General features: G+C 64.6%; 11 protein-coding genes. All 11 read right to left on the reverse strand.

The window, feature by feature from the left end:
* Positions 1-28: 28 nt before the first annotated feature.
* Positions 29-505, reverse strand: a complete 477-nt coding sequence (locus AABE10_RS00810) for a lytic transglycosylase domain-containing protein (protein ID WP_342931411.1) — start codon at positions 503-505, stop codon at positions 29-31.
* Between the two features lie 31 nt (positions 506-536).
* Entirely contained in the window at positions 537-788 is a 252-nt protein-coding gene (locus AABE10_RS00815) for a hypothetical protein (protein WP_342931412.1), read from the reverse strand.
* Between the two features lie 432 nt (positions 789-1,220).
* Entirely contained in the window at positions 1,221-2,405 is a 1,185-nt protein-coding gene (locus AABE10_RS00820) for a thiolase family protein (RefSeq protein ID WP_342931413.1), read from the reverse strand.
* Between the two features lie 67 nt (positions 2,406-2,472).
* The gene (locus AABE10_RS00825) at positions 2,473-3,930 is read right to left on the reverse strand and encodes an efflux transporter outer membrane subunit (RefSeq protein WP_342931414.1); all 1,458 of its coding nucleotides are present in this window, start codon (positions 3,928-3,930) and stop codon (positions 2,473-2,475) included.
* Between the two features lie 56 nt (positions 3,931-3,986).
* Positions 3,987-5,567 carry a DHA2 family efflux MFS transporter permease subunit gene (locus AABE10_RS00830; protein WP_342931415.1) on the reverse strand — a complete coding sequence of 527 codons (1,581 nt, stop codon included), beginning with the start codon at positions 5,565-5,567 and terminating at the stop codon, positions 3,987-3,989.
* Positions 5,568-5,589: 22 nt separating this feature from the next.
* On the reverse strand, positions 5,590-6,705 hold the full coding sequence (locus tag AABE10_RS00835; RefSeq protein ID WP_342931416.1) for an HlyD family secretion protein: 1,116 nt from the start codon (positions 6,703-6,705) through the stop codon (positions 5,590-5,592).
* Positions 6,706-6,778: 73 nt separating this feature from the next.
* Positions 6,779-7,222: a MarR family winged helix-turn-helix transcriptional regulator gene (locus AABE10_RS00840; RefSeq protein ID WP_342932217.1), complete on the reverse strand. Its 444-nt coding sequence runs from the start codon at positions 7,220-7,222 to the stop codon at positions 6,779-6,781.
* Positions 7,223-7,285: 63 nt separating this feature from the next.
* A complete protein-coding gene (locus AABE10_RS00845) occupies positions 7,286-7,711 on the reverse strand; it encodes a MarR family winged helix-turn-helix transcriptional regulator (RefSeq protein ID WP_342931417.1) in 426 nt (141 codons plus the stop codon).
* 97 nt (positions 7,712-7,808) lie between these two features.
* Positions 7,809-8,699, reverse strand: coding sequence for a transglutaminase family protein (locus AABE10_RS00850; protein ID WP_342932218.1), 891 nt, complete (start codon positions 8,697-8,699; stop codon positions 7,809-7,811).
* Positions 8,700-8,704: 5 nt separating this feature from the next.
* Positions 8,705-11,329 carry a circularly permuted type 2 ATP-grasp protein gene (locus AABE10_RS00855; protein ID WP_342931418.1) on the reverse strand — a complete coding sequence of 875 codons (2,625 nt, stop codon included), beginning with the start codon at positions 11,327-11,329 and terminating at the stop codon, positions 8,705-8,707.
* A gap of 42 nt (positions 11,330-11,371) precedes the next feature.
* Positions 11,372-14,809, reverse strand: coding sequence for a transglutaminase family protein (locus AABE10_RS00860; RefSeq protein WP_342931419.1), 3,438 nt, complete (start codon positions 14,807-14,809; stop codon positions 11,372-11,374).
* Between the last annotated feature and the right edge of the window lie 235 nt (positions 14,810-15,044).

Consider the following 15,044-nt stretch of genomic DNA (forward strand, 5'->3'; position numbering starts at 1 on the left):
TAGCTTTATCTGCCAGCTCGAAAGCTCATTATTTAACGGGGTGATCTGGATACGCGTAACCCGAATCGACAAGCCAGCGCACCGTCGCATGCACACGCGCAGCGTAGCCGTCGCGAAGCGCTGGTGTCGCGGAATGATAGGCGCCGATCGCGGCCCACGTGTTGCCGTACTCGTCGAGCCGTTTGCGCAAGATCCACGCACCTGTGTACACGTTCTTGCAGCCGTCGTATAAGTCCTCGCGCTTCACGCCGTAACGCGCCAGCTCCGGCAAATGTATCGAGTTGATCTGCATGACGCCCATGTCATGTGATCCGTTTGCATTCACGTGCATCGCATCCGGACGCATTTTGCTCTCGACGACGGCAATGGCCAATAGAACAGTCGGATTGACGCGATGATATTTGGCCGCGTCGAGCACGCAGTCGGCGTGTGCGGCGAGCGGCGCCGCGAGCGCACCGCAAAGCAACGCACGACGGATCCATAGCGAGCGAGACAACGAGGTCATGGTCGGACGCGAAGCTAACGGCAGATGACACTCACCCCGCAGCCCCCACATCAGGCAGATCAGCGCCGTCCACATTCCTTTCTTCAGTGAGCAGCCCGTTATTGCGCAGACCCGCGATCACCTCTTCCACGCGCGCGTCGTCGAGCAGACGACGGCCCTCAATCCTGCGTCGGGCATTCGTTGCATCAATTCCGCGCTGCAAATCGGCAGTCTTTGCGGCGATGAGTATGGCGATCCCGTAGCCGTAGCGCTCGGCAAGCTTGTTATCGAAAAAGTTCTTCACGATTCAATCTTTGATGTTTCGTCTAATGCGCATTGTCAGTCCGGAGGAGACGGTCGCCGTCCGGACCGCACATTTTACCGACGATGCGAAGCGTCCTGGCGCTGCATTGCCTTGTTTCCCATGTCGGCAATTACGCCGAAAACTTGAGGGTGGTGTGAGACGTGCGACCGGGTGCATGCCCGGGATTCCCGCCAGCAAGAACGCCGTACATGTGCAGCGCGTGAAGGTCCGCGCAATGGGCAGTGTCAACGGCCAGAAAATCGACCGTGTCGGTCAAGGTATTAGTAACCGATATTGAACGTTGTCCGCACCGGCCGACAGGCGGCCATCTGATTTTCGTGAACCTACGAAGCCAGCACGTCGTAAATCCTCGCAAACCGCAGCGGGCCTGCCCAACCCGCCGCGAATCCTCACAAGCCGCTCAACCGCACCTCAAACGATTTCAATCGCAAGGGCAATCCCCTGCCCGCCGCCGATGCACAATGTAACGATGCCGCGCTTCAACCCGTCGCGGCGCATCGAATGGATGAGTCGCGTCGTGAGCACCGCACCCGTTGCGCCGATCGGATGACCGTGCGCGATCGCGCCCCCTTGAACGTTGACGATGTCGTGCGCGAGCCCGAGCTTTTGCGCGACCGCTAGCGGCACCGCTGCGAACGCCTCGTTGATCTCGACGCGCTCCACATCGCCGAGCTTCCAGCCCGCGCGTCCCAGCGCGATCTGCACGGCGGGCACGGGGCCGAGTCCAAACATGCCCGGCTCGACGGCCGCGATGCCGAACGCAACGAGCCGCGCCGACGCTTCGATGCCATGTGCGTCCGCATAGTCGCGCCCCGCGACGATCATCGCCGCCGCGCCGCTATTGAGGCCGGGCGCATTGCCCGCCGTGATCGTGCCGTCGGGACGGAACGCGGGGCGCAACTTCGCGAGCGTTTCGACCGTCGTGTCGGCGCGCGGCTGCTCGTCGCGCGTGAACTGCACAGTGCCCTTGCGTCCTTCGATTTCGACGGCCACGAGTTCCGCGTCGAATGCGCCGCGTTCCTGCGCGGCCACGAAGCGCTGTTGCGAGCGCGCCGCCCATTCGTCCTGCGCGGCGCGCGTCAGCTCGGCTTTCTTCACGAGGTCTTCCGTGTGCCAGCCCGAGTGCTCGTTCGAGAACGCATCGACGAGCCCATCCCGCAACATGCTGTCGTGCACCTGCGCGTTGCCCATGCGGCTGCCCCAGCGGCCGCTTTCGAGCAGATACGGCGCACGGTCCATGTTCTCCATGCCGCCCGCGACGGCCACATCGCCGAGCCCGAGCGCGATCTCCTGCGCGGCCGATATGATCGCCTGCGCGCCCGATCCGCACACGCGGTTCACGGTCAGCGCCGGTACCGACACAGGCACGCCGCCGCCGACCGCCGCCTGCCGCGCGGGGTTCATCTTGTTGCCTGCCTGGATCACGTTGCCCATCACCACCGACGACAACGTCTTCGCGTCGATCCCGCCACGCCGCAGCGTCTCGCGCACGGCAACCGCGCCGAGTTGTGTCGCGGGGACTTCTTTCAACGATCCGCCGAACGCGCCGATCGGCGTGCGGACGGGATAGGCAATCACTACATCGCGTGCATTCATCGCTATTCCTCAAGTTGAACTACTGCACTTCGATGCCTCGCGTGAACGAGGCGCTTCGTTGAAGGCTTCAGTTGGCGGCCACGTCCGTCGAGGGATGCGTTGTCTTCACGACATCGCCATCGGCGGGCGCATCCCAGCCGCCGCCCAGCGACCGGTACAGCGCGACGGCCGCCTGCGCATGCTCGCGCTTCGCCTGATTCAACGATTCGGCGTCGCGCAGATACGCCTCTTGCGCGTCGAGCACATCGAGGAAGCTCGACGCACCGCCCTTGTACAGTTCATTCGACAGACGCAGCGCATGACCCGACGCATCGAGCGCGCCGGCGAGCTTCGCGACCTGCGCATCGCCGTTGACGAGATCGCTGCGCGTGTCCTCGATTTCCTTCAGCGCGTTCAGCATCGTCTGCTGCAAGCCGAGTTGCGATTCGCGCATGCGGCTTTCGTTTTCGTCGATGTGCGCGGTGATACGGCCCGCGTTGAAGATCGGGCTCGTCGCGCTCAACGCGGCGCTGAAGAGGTTGTCGGTCAGCGTCGGCATGCCGAGATACGACGATGCGAGAATGCCGTCGCTCAGGCTCAAACGGAACTTCGGATAGCGGTCCGCTCGCGCGACGCCCACTTCGGCCGCGCGCTGCTCGACGGTTGCATAAGCGGTGCGGACATCGGGACGGCGCAGCAGCGCTTCGGAAGGCAGCGTCTGCGGCGCGCTTTGCGCGGGCGCGGGAATCGGCCGCGCTTCGTCGATCAGCAGGCTGCCGACGTTCTCCGGCGTGCGTCCCGAGTACACCGCGATCAGGCTCATGTCGTGCTGAATGTCCGACCTGATCTTCGGAATCTGCGCCTGCAAATCCTGCAACTGATTCTGCGCACGCGCGACGTCGAGTTGCGTCGACAGTCCGTATTGCAGGCGCTCCTGCGTGAGCTTCAGCGCGCGGCTGCGAATCTGCTCGTTGTCGTTGATGATCTGCAATTGCGCCTGCGCCCAGCGCAAGTCGATATACGCAGCGGCCGTGTTCGCGGCCAGCGCAAGCCGCAATTCGTTGAGCGCCGACTGGCGTCCCGCCACCTGCGCCTGCGCGGCGAGCACCGCGAGCCGCTCGCCGCCGAATACGTCGGGTTGCCACGAGGCCGTCAAGCCGATACCCGCCTGCTTCACATAGCCGAGCGGCGGCGGCGTGTTCTGCCGCTGATACGCGGCCGTTGCGCCCGCATCGAGTTGCGGGGCGAGCGCTGCGCGCTGCTGCTTCGTGATGTCCTGTGCCTGCTTCACGCGCTCGACGGCCGCTTTCACATCGAGGTTGTCGCCGAGCACGATATCGACGAGCCGATGCATCGTCGGGTCGCCGAATTGCGACCACCATGTGTCGGCATCGACGGTGTCTTTGGGCGCATCGACGCTCCACGCATCGGGCGCGACCGTCTTCACGGTCTGCGGCAAATCCGCGTGCGTCGCGGGCTGCACGGCGCAGGCAGCAAGTGTCATCGCGGCAGCAACGGCAAGCGCTTTGGCTACGATCGATTTCATGTCGGGTTTTCCAGTCGGAATCGTTGAAGAGCAGCGGTTCAATGAGCAGCGCGCGTTCAGTGCGCATCGGGCGGCGGCGCTGTGTTGCCGAAAGGCCGCGAGAACAGCACGCTCGCGAGACCGACGACGAAACACAGCGATACCGCAAGGAACGTATCGGAGAACGTGAGTACGAGCGCTTCGCGCATCACGAGCGCGTGCAGCGCGCCGAGCCCCGCTGCTGCCCCATTCAGCACATCGCCGCCGACAGCCGCGAAATGCGCAGCCTGATCGCGCAGCAATGCTTCGATCACCGGGCGTCCAGCGCTTACGTGTTCGTCGAGACGCTCGTAATGCAGGTTCAGGCGGTCGTTGAGCATCGTGCTGCATACGGCGATGCCGATTGCGCCGCCCAGGTTGCGCATCAGATTGAAGAGCCCGCTCGCCGACTTGAGCCGCGACGGCGGCAGCGAACCGAGCGCCATCGTCACGATGGGCGGCACGCAGAACTGCTGGCCGATGCCGCGCAGCGCCTGCGGAATCAGCAGTTCGTGCCAGCCCCATTGATTCGTCAACGGCACATACAGATAGCAGCCGACGCCGAAACAGATCAGCCCGAACACCATCAAGAGACGCATGTCGACGAAGCGCGCGAGAAACGAATACGCGGCCAGCGCGATCAACTGGAAGCAGCCGACCGACAGCAGCGCGATGCCGATCTGCAGCGAATCGAAACCGCGCACGCGCGACAGGAACACGGGCGTAAGAAACACTGCGCAGAAGAGCCCGATGCCCGTGATGAACGACAGCAGACTGCCGATGCCGAAGTTGCGGACGGCGAGCGCGCGCAGATCGACGATCGGTTCCTTCGCGGTGAACGCATGTACGAGGAACAGAAAGCCGCAGATCACGGAAATCCATGTGCAGAACAGAATCGCGTGATCGCCGAACCAGTTCTTGCGCGGACCTTCTTCGAGCACATATTCGAGGCAGCCGAGAAAGCCCGACATCAGCAGGATGCCGAGGTAGTCGCCGCGCTTGAGCAGCGACACATCGGCATGGTCGACGTTGACGAAACGCGGCACCAGCACCGTCACCAGTGCGCCCGGCGCGAGGTTCAGATAGAAGAGCCAGTGCCACGACCATTGATCGGTGATCCAGCCGCCGATCACGGGACCGATCGTCGGCGCAAGTGACGCGAGTGCGCCGATCGTTGTCGATGCAATCAGACGCTGCTTGCCCGGAAACAGCACGAATGCCGTCGTGAATACGGTGGGAATCATCGCGGCGCCGAGCGCGCCTTGCAGCGCGCGAAACAGGATCATCGAGTTGATGTCCCATGCGAGTCCGCACAGCATGCTCGTCAACGTGAAGCCGAATGCGGAGAAGGCGAACACCCAGCGCGTCGAGAACACGCGCGTGAGCCAGCCCGACATCGGAATCACCAGAATCTCGGCGATCAGATACGAGGTCTGCACCCAGGAGAGTTCGTCCTGGCTCGCGGACAGACCGCCGCCGATGTCCTTCAGCGACGACGCGACGATCTGGATATCGAGCGTCGCCATGAAGAAGCCGAGGCACAGCAGCGAGAACGCGAAGACTTTGGTGCCCGTCGGCAGATCGGCGGGGTTCATCGGGACGGATGGGGTCTTGCTCATGATGGGCGTCGCATCCGTCGGGTTACGAAGCCGTGCGTGCAGAGTCGCGCGCCGTTTCGCCGTCGCTGCGCAGATGCACTTTCACCGTCGCGGAGAGGCCGGGGCGCAGCACGCCTTGCATCTCTTTCGGCACCGACAGGCGCACGCGCACGGGCACGCGCTGCACGATCTTCGTGAAGTTACCGGTGGCGTTCTCGGCGGGCAGCACGCTGAACGTCGCGCCCGTCGCAGGCGCCAGGCTCTCGACGGTGCCTTCGATGCGGTGGCTCGATGCATCGAGATCGATGTCGACGGTATCGCCGATCTTCATCTTCTTCAACTGGTCTTCCTTGAAGTTCGCGTCGATCCACAGGCCGCTCGCGGGCACCACCGTCAGCAACGACACGCCGACATTCGCGAGCACGCCGACGCGCGCCGTGCGATTGCCGACATAGCCGTCGATGGGGGAACGGATCGTCGTGTACTCGACGTTCAGCGCGGCCACGCGCTGCGCCGCTTCGGCTGTCGCGACACGCGCATGCGCATCGCCGATCTGTGCGTCGAGCACGCTCAACTGACGTTGCGCCGCGATCAGCGCCGCGCCGCTACGATCCACGGCGGCGCGCGCTTTCAGGAGATCCGCGTCCGCGCGCTCGACGACCTGGTTCGACACGGCATCATCCTTCACCAGTTGGCGATAGCGCGTCGAGTCGGACGCGCTGCGCGTAAGCTCGGCACTCGATGCGCGCACCTCGGCGGATTGCTCGTTGATCGTCGCGAGTTGCAGCGACTTCTTCGCCTCGAGTTCCGTCACGGACGCCTGCGCGCTCGCGACTTCGGCGTTGGCCTGCGCGAGACGCGCGTCGTAATCGCGCGCATCAAGCCGGATCAGCACCTGCCCTGCTTTGACGTACTGGTTGTCCTGCACCAGCACATCGGTAACGAAGCCGTTCACCTTCGGCGCGAGCACGGTGACGTCGCCGCCCACGTACGCATCGTCAGTCGTTTCGATAAACCGGCCGACGAAGAACCAGTACGATCCCGCCGCCGCGATTGCGGTTATCACGGCGATCACCGCTAACAGCATCCACGGAATGCTGCGGGCCTGTTTCGCGGCGCCGGCGACGCTGGGCGGTGCAACGGAAGGTGAAGTAGACATGTTTGTATGTGCGTATGCACTGAAAATCGTTGAAAAAAAGCGCGTAAATGCGCCGCTGCGTTCCTGCTGGTTACTATCGCTTCGTCATATCGAACAGTTCGTCTCGCAGCGACGCGGCACGCTTCGTGCCGAAGCGCTCCTCGAATTCGTGTTGCGCCGCATGCCAATGCTCGCGAGCCTGCTTCAAACGTTCTTCGCCTGCCGACGTCAGCATCACGGTGAGCACGCGTCGATTGCTACGCGACGCTTCCGTGAACACAAGCCCGTCGCGTTGCAGCGGCTGGATCGCGCGAACCAGCGACGTGCGCTCCATCACCATCGAATCCGCGAGCTCCTTCATCGTCATCCACTTGCGATGCCGCAGCCGGCACATGATCGAAAACTGCGTCGTCTTCAGGCCGACGCGCGCAAGATGCCGGTCGTAAACCTGCGTCACGAAACGCGCCGCCTGCCGGATCGCGAAGCAATCGTCGTCGGGCGAGAACTGCATTTCGGGGGCTTCCGTCTCTACGTGCATATGCACACCAATGAATCGATTTGATCGAACGCGTCTTTCGACGCACCAAAAAAACACAAGGGATTACGACGACGTGAGGTTGAACAGTTCCGCTCGCAACGCCTTGGCGCGGCCGCGGCCGAACTTGCCTTCGAACTCGTCCTGCGCGGCGCGCCATGCGAGCGCGGCCTGCTCGAACGTCTTCTTGCCCGCATCCGAAAGACTGAACCGGAACGTACGCCCGTCATGCGGCGACGGCTCGCTGAGCACCAGACCATCGCGCTGCAACGGCTTCAGCGCGCGCACGAGCGTGGTGCGCTCCATCACCATCGTGTCGGCGAGTTCCACCATCGTCAGGCCCCGCTTGCGCGCGAGCTTGGCGAGAATCGTGAACTGCGCCGCCGTCACGCCGACCTGCCCCAGATGGCGCTCGTAGATCTGCGTCACATAGCGCGCCGCCTGGCGAAGCGCGAAACAGTTGCAATCGTCGTGGGAAATGGGCTTGCTCATGAACGCCAGTCTATATGTGCGTATGCACGTCGTCAAATCGTGCAACGGCGTAGAAAGTGAAATTCATTGTTGCAGTTGCCGCGCAGAGAATCGCCGGTCAGAGCGCGAGCACGCTGACGGCAACCTCGACGCGATGCGCACCGCCACCGAGTATCATGCCGCGCAGCAGCGACACGTCGCTGTAATCGCGGCCGATCGCGAGCGTCACGTGGTCCACGTCGGCGAGCACGTCGTTGGTCGGATCGAGGTCGATCCAGCCGCTTTCGGGACAATGCACGGACACCCACGCATGCGACGCGTCCGCGCCGATCAGACGCGGCTGGCCCGGCGGCGGATCGTTGCGCAAATAGCCGCTCACGTAGCGCGCCGGCAGACCGAGCGCGCGCAAACAGCCGATCATCACTTGCGCGAAGTCCTGGCAAACGCCGCTCTTCATATCGAATGCGCGTTCGGCGGGCGTATCGAACATCGTCGCCGATGGCCTGTAGTCGAAGTCCGCGTGAATGCGATGCATCAGATCGATCGCGCCCGCGACGATGGGCGTCCCCGGCTTGAAACTGCGCAGCGCATAGTCGCGCAACGACGGCCGCAACGCGATATTCGGCGACGCAAAGCAAAACTCCACCTGCGGATGGCACACGCCGCCCGCGCGAAAACGCAACGAATCCGCGACGGCTTCCCATGCGGGCGTCGCGTCGGGATCGAGATATGTCCAGCGCGGCGCGAGTTCGACCGTCGTTTCGCTGATCATTTGCAAACGTTCGTGCGGCGCATCGAGCGCGAAATACAGCACATCGTTGCCGAACGCGTCGATGCGGCTATGCAGATACGAAGGCGCCGGCTCGATGCGCTCCGTGTGCTCGACTACGCGCTGCCATGCGCACGCGAGCGGTCGGATCGTCGCCAGGTGCTGCGCCGTTTCGACGAGCGTCGAGTACTGATAGGTCGTGCGATGCGACACGGACAGCAACGTCTGTTCGCCTTTCATGCCATTCATGACGACACCTGCGCGGCGAGCGTATTCGCGTGGCTGAAATAGCGCGCGCTGATTTCATTCGCAGCCGCCGTGACGCTCATCGCGAGACGGTCGCACAGCGAAACCAGTTCTGCGTACATGCCGTTGGTGTCCGTCGCGCACAGTCGTTCGAGGGACGGCAGCATGTCCGTATGCGGCAGCAGATCGCTGAACGGCCGGTGACGCCCGCCGCCCGCCGCATTCGAAATATCGTCGAGCTTTGCGCACAGTCGCGCGTACACACCGTACAGGCCGCGCGGGTTGGTCGGCTCGATGACGAGCAGATCGAGCAGCGCGGGCACTTCGAAACGCCCCGGATACAGCGAGCGATACGTCAGCGTGCTGTCGAACAGTTGCAGCAGCAGATCGAAGCCGGCAGGTGTCGCGATCTGATGCTGCATCGCGACGACGCGCAAGATCGACGTCATCGCCCACACGCGCTCGATGTGGCGGCCCGCGAACATCAGGCGCCATGCTTCGTCGCGCGTCATGCGGTCGCCTTGCGAGCCGCTGATCGCGGCGAGCTGCGTCGCGAGATGCTCGAGCGCGTTCATCAATGTGACGCGGTTGTAGCGCGCCTTGCCGCGCGACGACGCATTCGACGACACGGCCGCAGCAGGTGTCAGCTCGTGCAGCGCGTCGCGGAAGTCGTTGCGCGCGGCGAGCGTGATGCGCCAGTGATCGTTCGACAGCCGCCCGCGAATCTCGCCGCTCGCGCGCGCCTGACTCGCGAGGTTTTGGCCGATGCTGTAAGCACCCGTGCTTTCGTGCAGATTCGCGACCAGCGTGCGCTCGAACGCCTGCAACGTCTGGCCCGCAACCATATCGCCGGATTGCACGAGACCAAAATGCAGCGCGAGCTTGACGAGCGTCGAGAACATCGTGTCCGCGCCATTGCTTTCGAGCGAGCCGAGTATCAGCCGCAGAATCCGCACGTTGTTTTCCGCGCGTTCGCCGTAACGGCCGCTCCAGAACAGATTCTCGGCCGCGCGACTCGACACCGTGCGATGCTTGCGCGCGAGATCGGCGGGCTTGAGCGGCGAAGGCAACAGCGTGAACGTCGAGCCGGGATGGCTCGACAGCACCCACGTATCGACGCTGCTGCCGCCGAACTGCATCGACACCGACGACTGCCGCTCCGCCGCGAGACGCGTGAAGCCGCCGGGCAGCACGTGCCAGCCGCCGTTCGCATCGGCGACGGCAATCGCGCGCAACACGCACGGCCGGTTGCCGAGCGCGCCGTCGTCGTAGCGCGGCGTGCACGAATACGGCAACGGCTGCTGGATCGTGAACGCATCGGGAGAACGCTCGATGCGACCGCGCCATTCTTCGAGCCGCTGCGCGCCGCGCGCGATCCCTGGCGGTCCATCGGGCGCGCGCGCGGGCCACGTCGGCTGAAGAAACGCTTCGTCCATGTTCGTGAACGCGTGCTCGCGCGCGGCGTCCTCGCCGCACCACCACGTCGACACGCCGTTGAGCAGCAGCGGCTCGCCGAGCAGCGTCTGCGCGACGCCGGGCAAAAAGCCGTGCATCGCGGGTGATTCGAGAAAGCCCGAGCCCGGCACGTTCGACACGATCACATTGCCCGCGCGCATCACCTGCAAAAGACCAGGCACGCCGATCGTCGAATCGGCGCGCAGTTCGACGGGATCGCAGAATGCGTCGTCGAGGCGTCGCAGCACGACATGCACGCGCTCCAAGCCTGTGAGCGTCTTCAGGTACAGCATGTCGTTGCGCACCGTCAGGTCTTTGCCTTCGACAAGCGTCACGCCCAGATAGCGCGCGAGAAACGCATGCTCGAAATAAGTTTCGGCGAACGGCCCCGGCGTGAGCAGCGCGATATGCGCGGCGCTCTCGGACTTGCCCGAGCCACTGTCCTTCGGCATCGTTGCGCGCGCCCATTCGGCGAGCGTCGCGACCAGCGTCGAGAACGTCGGCGCGAGCCGGCTCACGTGCAGTTCGCGGAACGCATCGGCGAATACGTTCGATACGATCAGCCGATTTTCCAGCGCGTAGCCGAGACCCGACGGCGCTTCCGTGCGATGTGACACGACCGTCCATTCGCCGCTCGGCGCGCGCGCCAGATCGACGCCGACCACCTGCAGAAACTGGCCGCCCAGCGGCGCGAAGCCCTTCACTGCGCGCAGATAGCCCGGATGCCCATAAACAAGCGCGGGCGGCAGCTTGCTCTCGCGCAGCAGCGTCTGCGGGCCATACACATCGGCGACGATCGCATTGAGCAGTTGCGCGCGCTGCTTCACGCCGCGCTCGATCTGCGCCCACTCGCTTTCATCGATGATGAACGGCAGCAGATCGAGCGCCCACGGTCGCGGCTCGCCTTTGTCCGCGTACACGTTGTACGTGATGTCGTTGTCGCGCACCTGCTGCGCGACCGACGCGCGCCCCGGCGCGAGACCCGCGATGCCTTCCTCGCCGAGCAGTTCGAAAAAGCGCCGCCACGGCTCGCGCAGCGCGCCCGATGCGTCGCGCAACTCGTCCCAGTGGCCCTCGCGCACATCGAGCAGCGGCATCGTGCGCAGCAGCGCCAGCGCGTCGGGATGGCCCGCTGCCGCTTCGAACGGAAAGGTCGATTGAAAGGCCAAGGTGGTATCGCGATTCTGTTGTTGTGGGTTCGACCCGTTTGTTTACCCGTGCCGCAAATCGAGCGTGAACGGAAATTCGAGGCTGCGCGGCGGCGTTTCCACGACGAGCGGACCGGGCGTATGGCCCATCGTGAAGAAGCGCGCGCGACGCCTGCTTTCCGCTTCGTAGGCGTTCACCGGGAACGTCTGGTAATTGCGCCCGCCCGGATGAGCGACATGATACTGACATCCGCCGATCGAACGCCCCGTCCACGTATCGACGATATCGAATGTCAGCGGCGCGTGCACGCCTATCGTAGGATGCAGCGACGACGCCTGCTGCCAGGCACGAAAGCGCACGCCCGCGACGAATTCGCTGACTCGCCCCGTGGGCTGCAACGGCAGCGGCACGCCGTTCACGGCCACCCGATGACGGTTGTCGTTCAGGCCCAGCACCTTCACTTCGAGCCGCTCCACCGACGAATCCACATAGCGCACCGTCGTGCCCGCCGAGCCTTCCTCGCCCATCACGTGCCACGGCTCCAGTGCGCCGCGGATCGTCAGCGCGATGCCGTTCGCGTGCATTTCGCCGATGGCCGGGAAACGGAACGCGAAATGCGGCGCGAACCATTCGCTGTCGAATGGATAGCCCGCGTCGCGCAGATCGTCGAGCACGTCGTCGAAATCCATCTGCACGAACGTGCCGAGCAGGAAGCGGTCGTGCAGCTCGGTGCCCCAGCGCGTGAGCCGCGCCGTGTACGGCGTTTTCCAGAACCGCGCGACGAGCGCTCGCAGCAGCAATTGCTGCACGAGGCTCATGCGCGCATGCGGCGGCATCTCGAAGCCGCGCAGTTCGAGCAGGCCGAGGCGCCCCGTCGGGCCATCGGGCGAATAGAGCTTGTCGATACAGAATTCGGCGCGGTGCGTGTTGCCCGTCACGTCGATCAGGATGTTGCGCAGCGCGCGGTCGATCATCCACGGCGGCAGCCGCTCGTTGCTTTGTCCGCCGAGCCGGCCGACCTGCCGTTGCAGTTCGTCGAACGCGAGTTCGAGCTCGTAGACCTGGTCGTTGCGCGCTTCGTCGACGCGCGGCGCCTGGCTCGTCGGTCCAATGAAAAGCCCTGAAAACAGATACGACAGCGACGGATGGTTGTGCCAGTACGCGACGAGGCTCGCGAGCAGATCGGGGCGGCGCAGGAAAGGACTGTCGGCGGGCGTCGCGCCGCCGAGCACGAAATGATTGCCGCCGCCCGTGCCCGCATGGCGGCCGTCGAGCATGAACTTTTCCGTGCTCAGATACGACTCGTGCGCGGCCTGATAAAGGAACTCGGTGTGATCGACGAGTTCGTCCCAGTTCTTCGCCGGATGGATGTTCACTTCGATCACGCCCGGATCGGGCGTCACCTGCAACAGCGACAGACGCGGATCGCGCGGCGGCGGATAGCCTTCGATGACCACTTGCATCTTCAGTTCGGTGGCCGTCGCTTCGACGGCGGCCAGCAGATCGAGATAATCGTCGAGCGCCGTGAGCGGCGGCATGAAGACATGCAGCAGCGCGTGACCGTCGCCGGCGGCATCGGCTTCCGCTTTCGGTCCCGCCGCGCGCGCGGGATGGCGCGCCTCGACGCACAGCGCCGTGCGAATCACCGACGACGCCGATTCGCCGCGCTCGGGCATGCTGTCTTGCGGCGCGGCGCCCGGCCCAAAGGCGCTCGTGTCGCTCGCACCTGCGCCCGCGCCCGCATCTCCACGACGCGCCTGCGCATGCGACATGCCCGCATACTGCATCCTCAGTTCCGCCGACGTGCGCAGCGGCACAGGCTCGGCAAACGGATCGTGCGCATATTGGTACGGATAGTCCGCCTTCGTGACCCACGGCAGCGAATCGAGCGGCAATCTGAGGCCCATCGGCGAATCGCCGGGAATCAGGTACATGCGCTCGTCGCGGAAGAACCACGCGCCGCTCGTCCAGCCGCGCGCGCCTGTGCCGCTATCGTCGCGCGCGAGCGGCAGCACATAGCCCGTCACGCTCGACAGCCCCGCGTCGAACACGCGCCACAGACGCGCGCGCTCCAGTTCGTCGTCGAGACGCGAATCGAACGGATCGACGTTGACGGGCAAGCGCCGCTCGCGCCACAGGTAGTACCACGTGTCTTCATGGCCCGCCTGAACGTGCTGGCTGTCGACGCTCAGCTTGTCGGCGAGCAGCGTGATGAAACGGCGTGCATCGTCCGATGTGTAGCGGCCGGGGCTGCGCTCGTCGGCGAAAAGCGAGGGATCGTGCCAGCACGGCTCGCCGTCCGTGCGCCAGTACAACGACAGCGCCCAGCGCGGCAACTGCTCGCCCGGATACCACTTGCCCTGGCCGACATGCAGAAAGCCGTTCGCGCCGTAGTACGCGCGCAGCTTGTCCATCAGCGCGACGGCATAGCCGCGCTTGGTCGGGCCGAGCGCATCGGTGTTCCATTCGGCCGCATCGCGGTCACGAACCGCGACGAACGTCGGCTCGCCGCCCATCGTCAGGCGCACGTCCATCGCGTCGAGCTGGCTGTCGACGTGCGCGCCCATCGTCAGCACACCGCCCCACGCGGCTTCCGTGTAGGGCTTCGTCACGCGCGGCGTTTCGAGCACGCGCGTGATCGACATCGCATGCGCGAACTCGACTTCGGAGTCGTCGACGGAACCGGAGATCGGCGCGGCGCTGCCCGGCTCCGGCGTGCACGCGACGGGAATATGGCCCTCGCCCGCGAGCAGCCCCGAAGTCGGATCGAAGCCGATCCAGCCCGCGCCCGGCAGGAACACTTCGCACCACGCGTGCAGATCGGTGAAGTCGTATTCGGTGCCGCTCGGGCCATCGAGCGACTTCACATCGGGCGCGAGTTGCAGCAGATAACCCGACACGAAACGCGCGGCGAGCCCCAGTTGGCGCAGCGTTTCGACAAGCAGCCAGCCCGAATCGCGACACGAACCCGACGCGTTGACGAGCGTTTCCTCCGGCGTCTGCACGCCCGGCTCCATCCGGATCAGATAGCGGATCTCGTGTTGCAGCCGCTGGTTCAGGTCGACGAGAAAGTCGCTCGTGCGGCGCGGCGAGCGGTCGATGCTCGCGACGAACTCCGCGAAGCGCGGCGTCATCTCGCGCCTGATGCGATACGGCGCAAGCTCGGCGGCCAGTTCGGGCGCGTACTCGAACGGAAATTCCTCGGCGGCCGGTTCGAGGAAGAAATCGAACGGGTTGTAGACGGCCATCTCCGCGACGAGATCGACCGTGATCTTGAACTCCGGCGTGCGCTCGGGAAAGACGAGCCGCGCCTGATAGTTCGCGAACGCATCCTGTTGCCAGTTGATGAAGTGCTCTTCGGGCTCGACGCGCATCGAGTACGACAGGATCGGCGTGCGGCAATGCGGCGCCGGGCGCAGCCGCACGACTTGCGGCGACAGTCCGACGAGCCGGTCATAGCGGTAGTGCGTGACATGGTTCAACGCGACACGTATGGACACTCCAGACTCCTGGCGAGAAGGGGCAGCCGCAAAAAGCAAGCTTCATGCCGTTGACAGCTTGAAGCGTCGCTGCCAAGTAATGCCGGTGCCGCGCTTACATCGAACGCGTCGTCACATCGGCGCTGCATGCTTCGACAGACGATACGACTGCATGGCATGCCCGGTTATGCGCACCAAAGCGGCGCATCGGCGAAGGGAACGCGCACGCACTGTGCGCAGGTTCATCGACGTTATA

The sequence above is a fragment of the Paraburkholderia diazotrophica genome (genome assembly GCF_038900755.1).
Lineage (GTDB): Bacteria > Pseudomonadota > Gammaproteobacteria > Burkholderiales > Burkholderiaceae > Paraburkholderia > Paraburkholderia diazotrophica_A.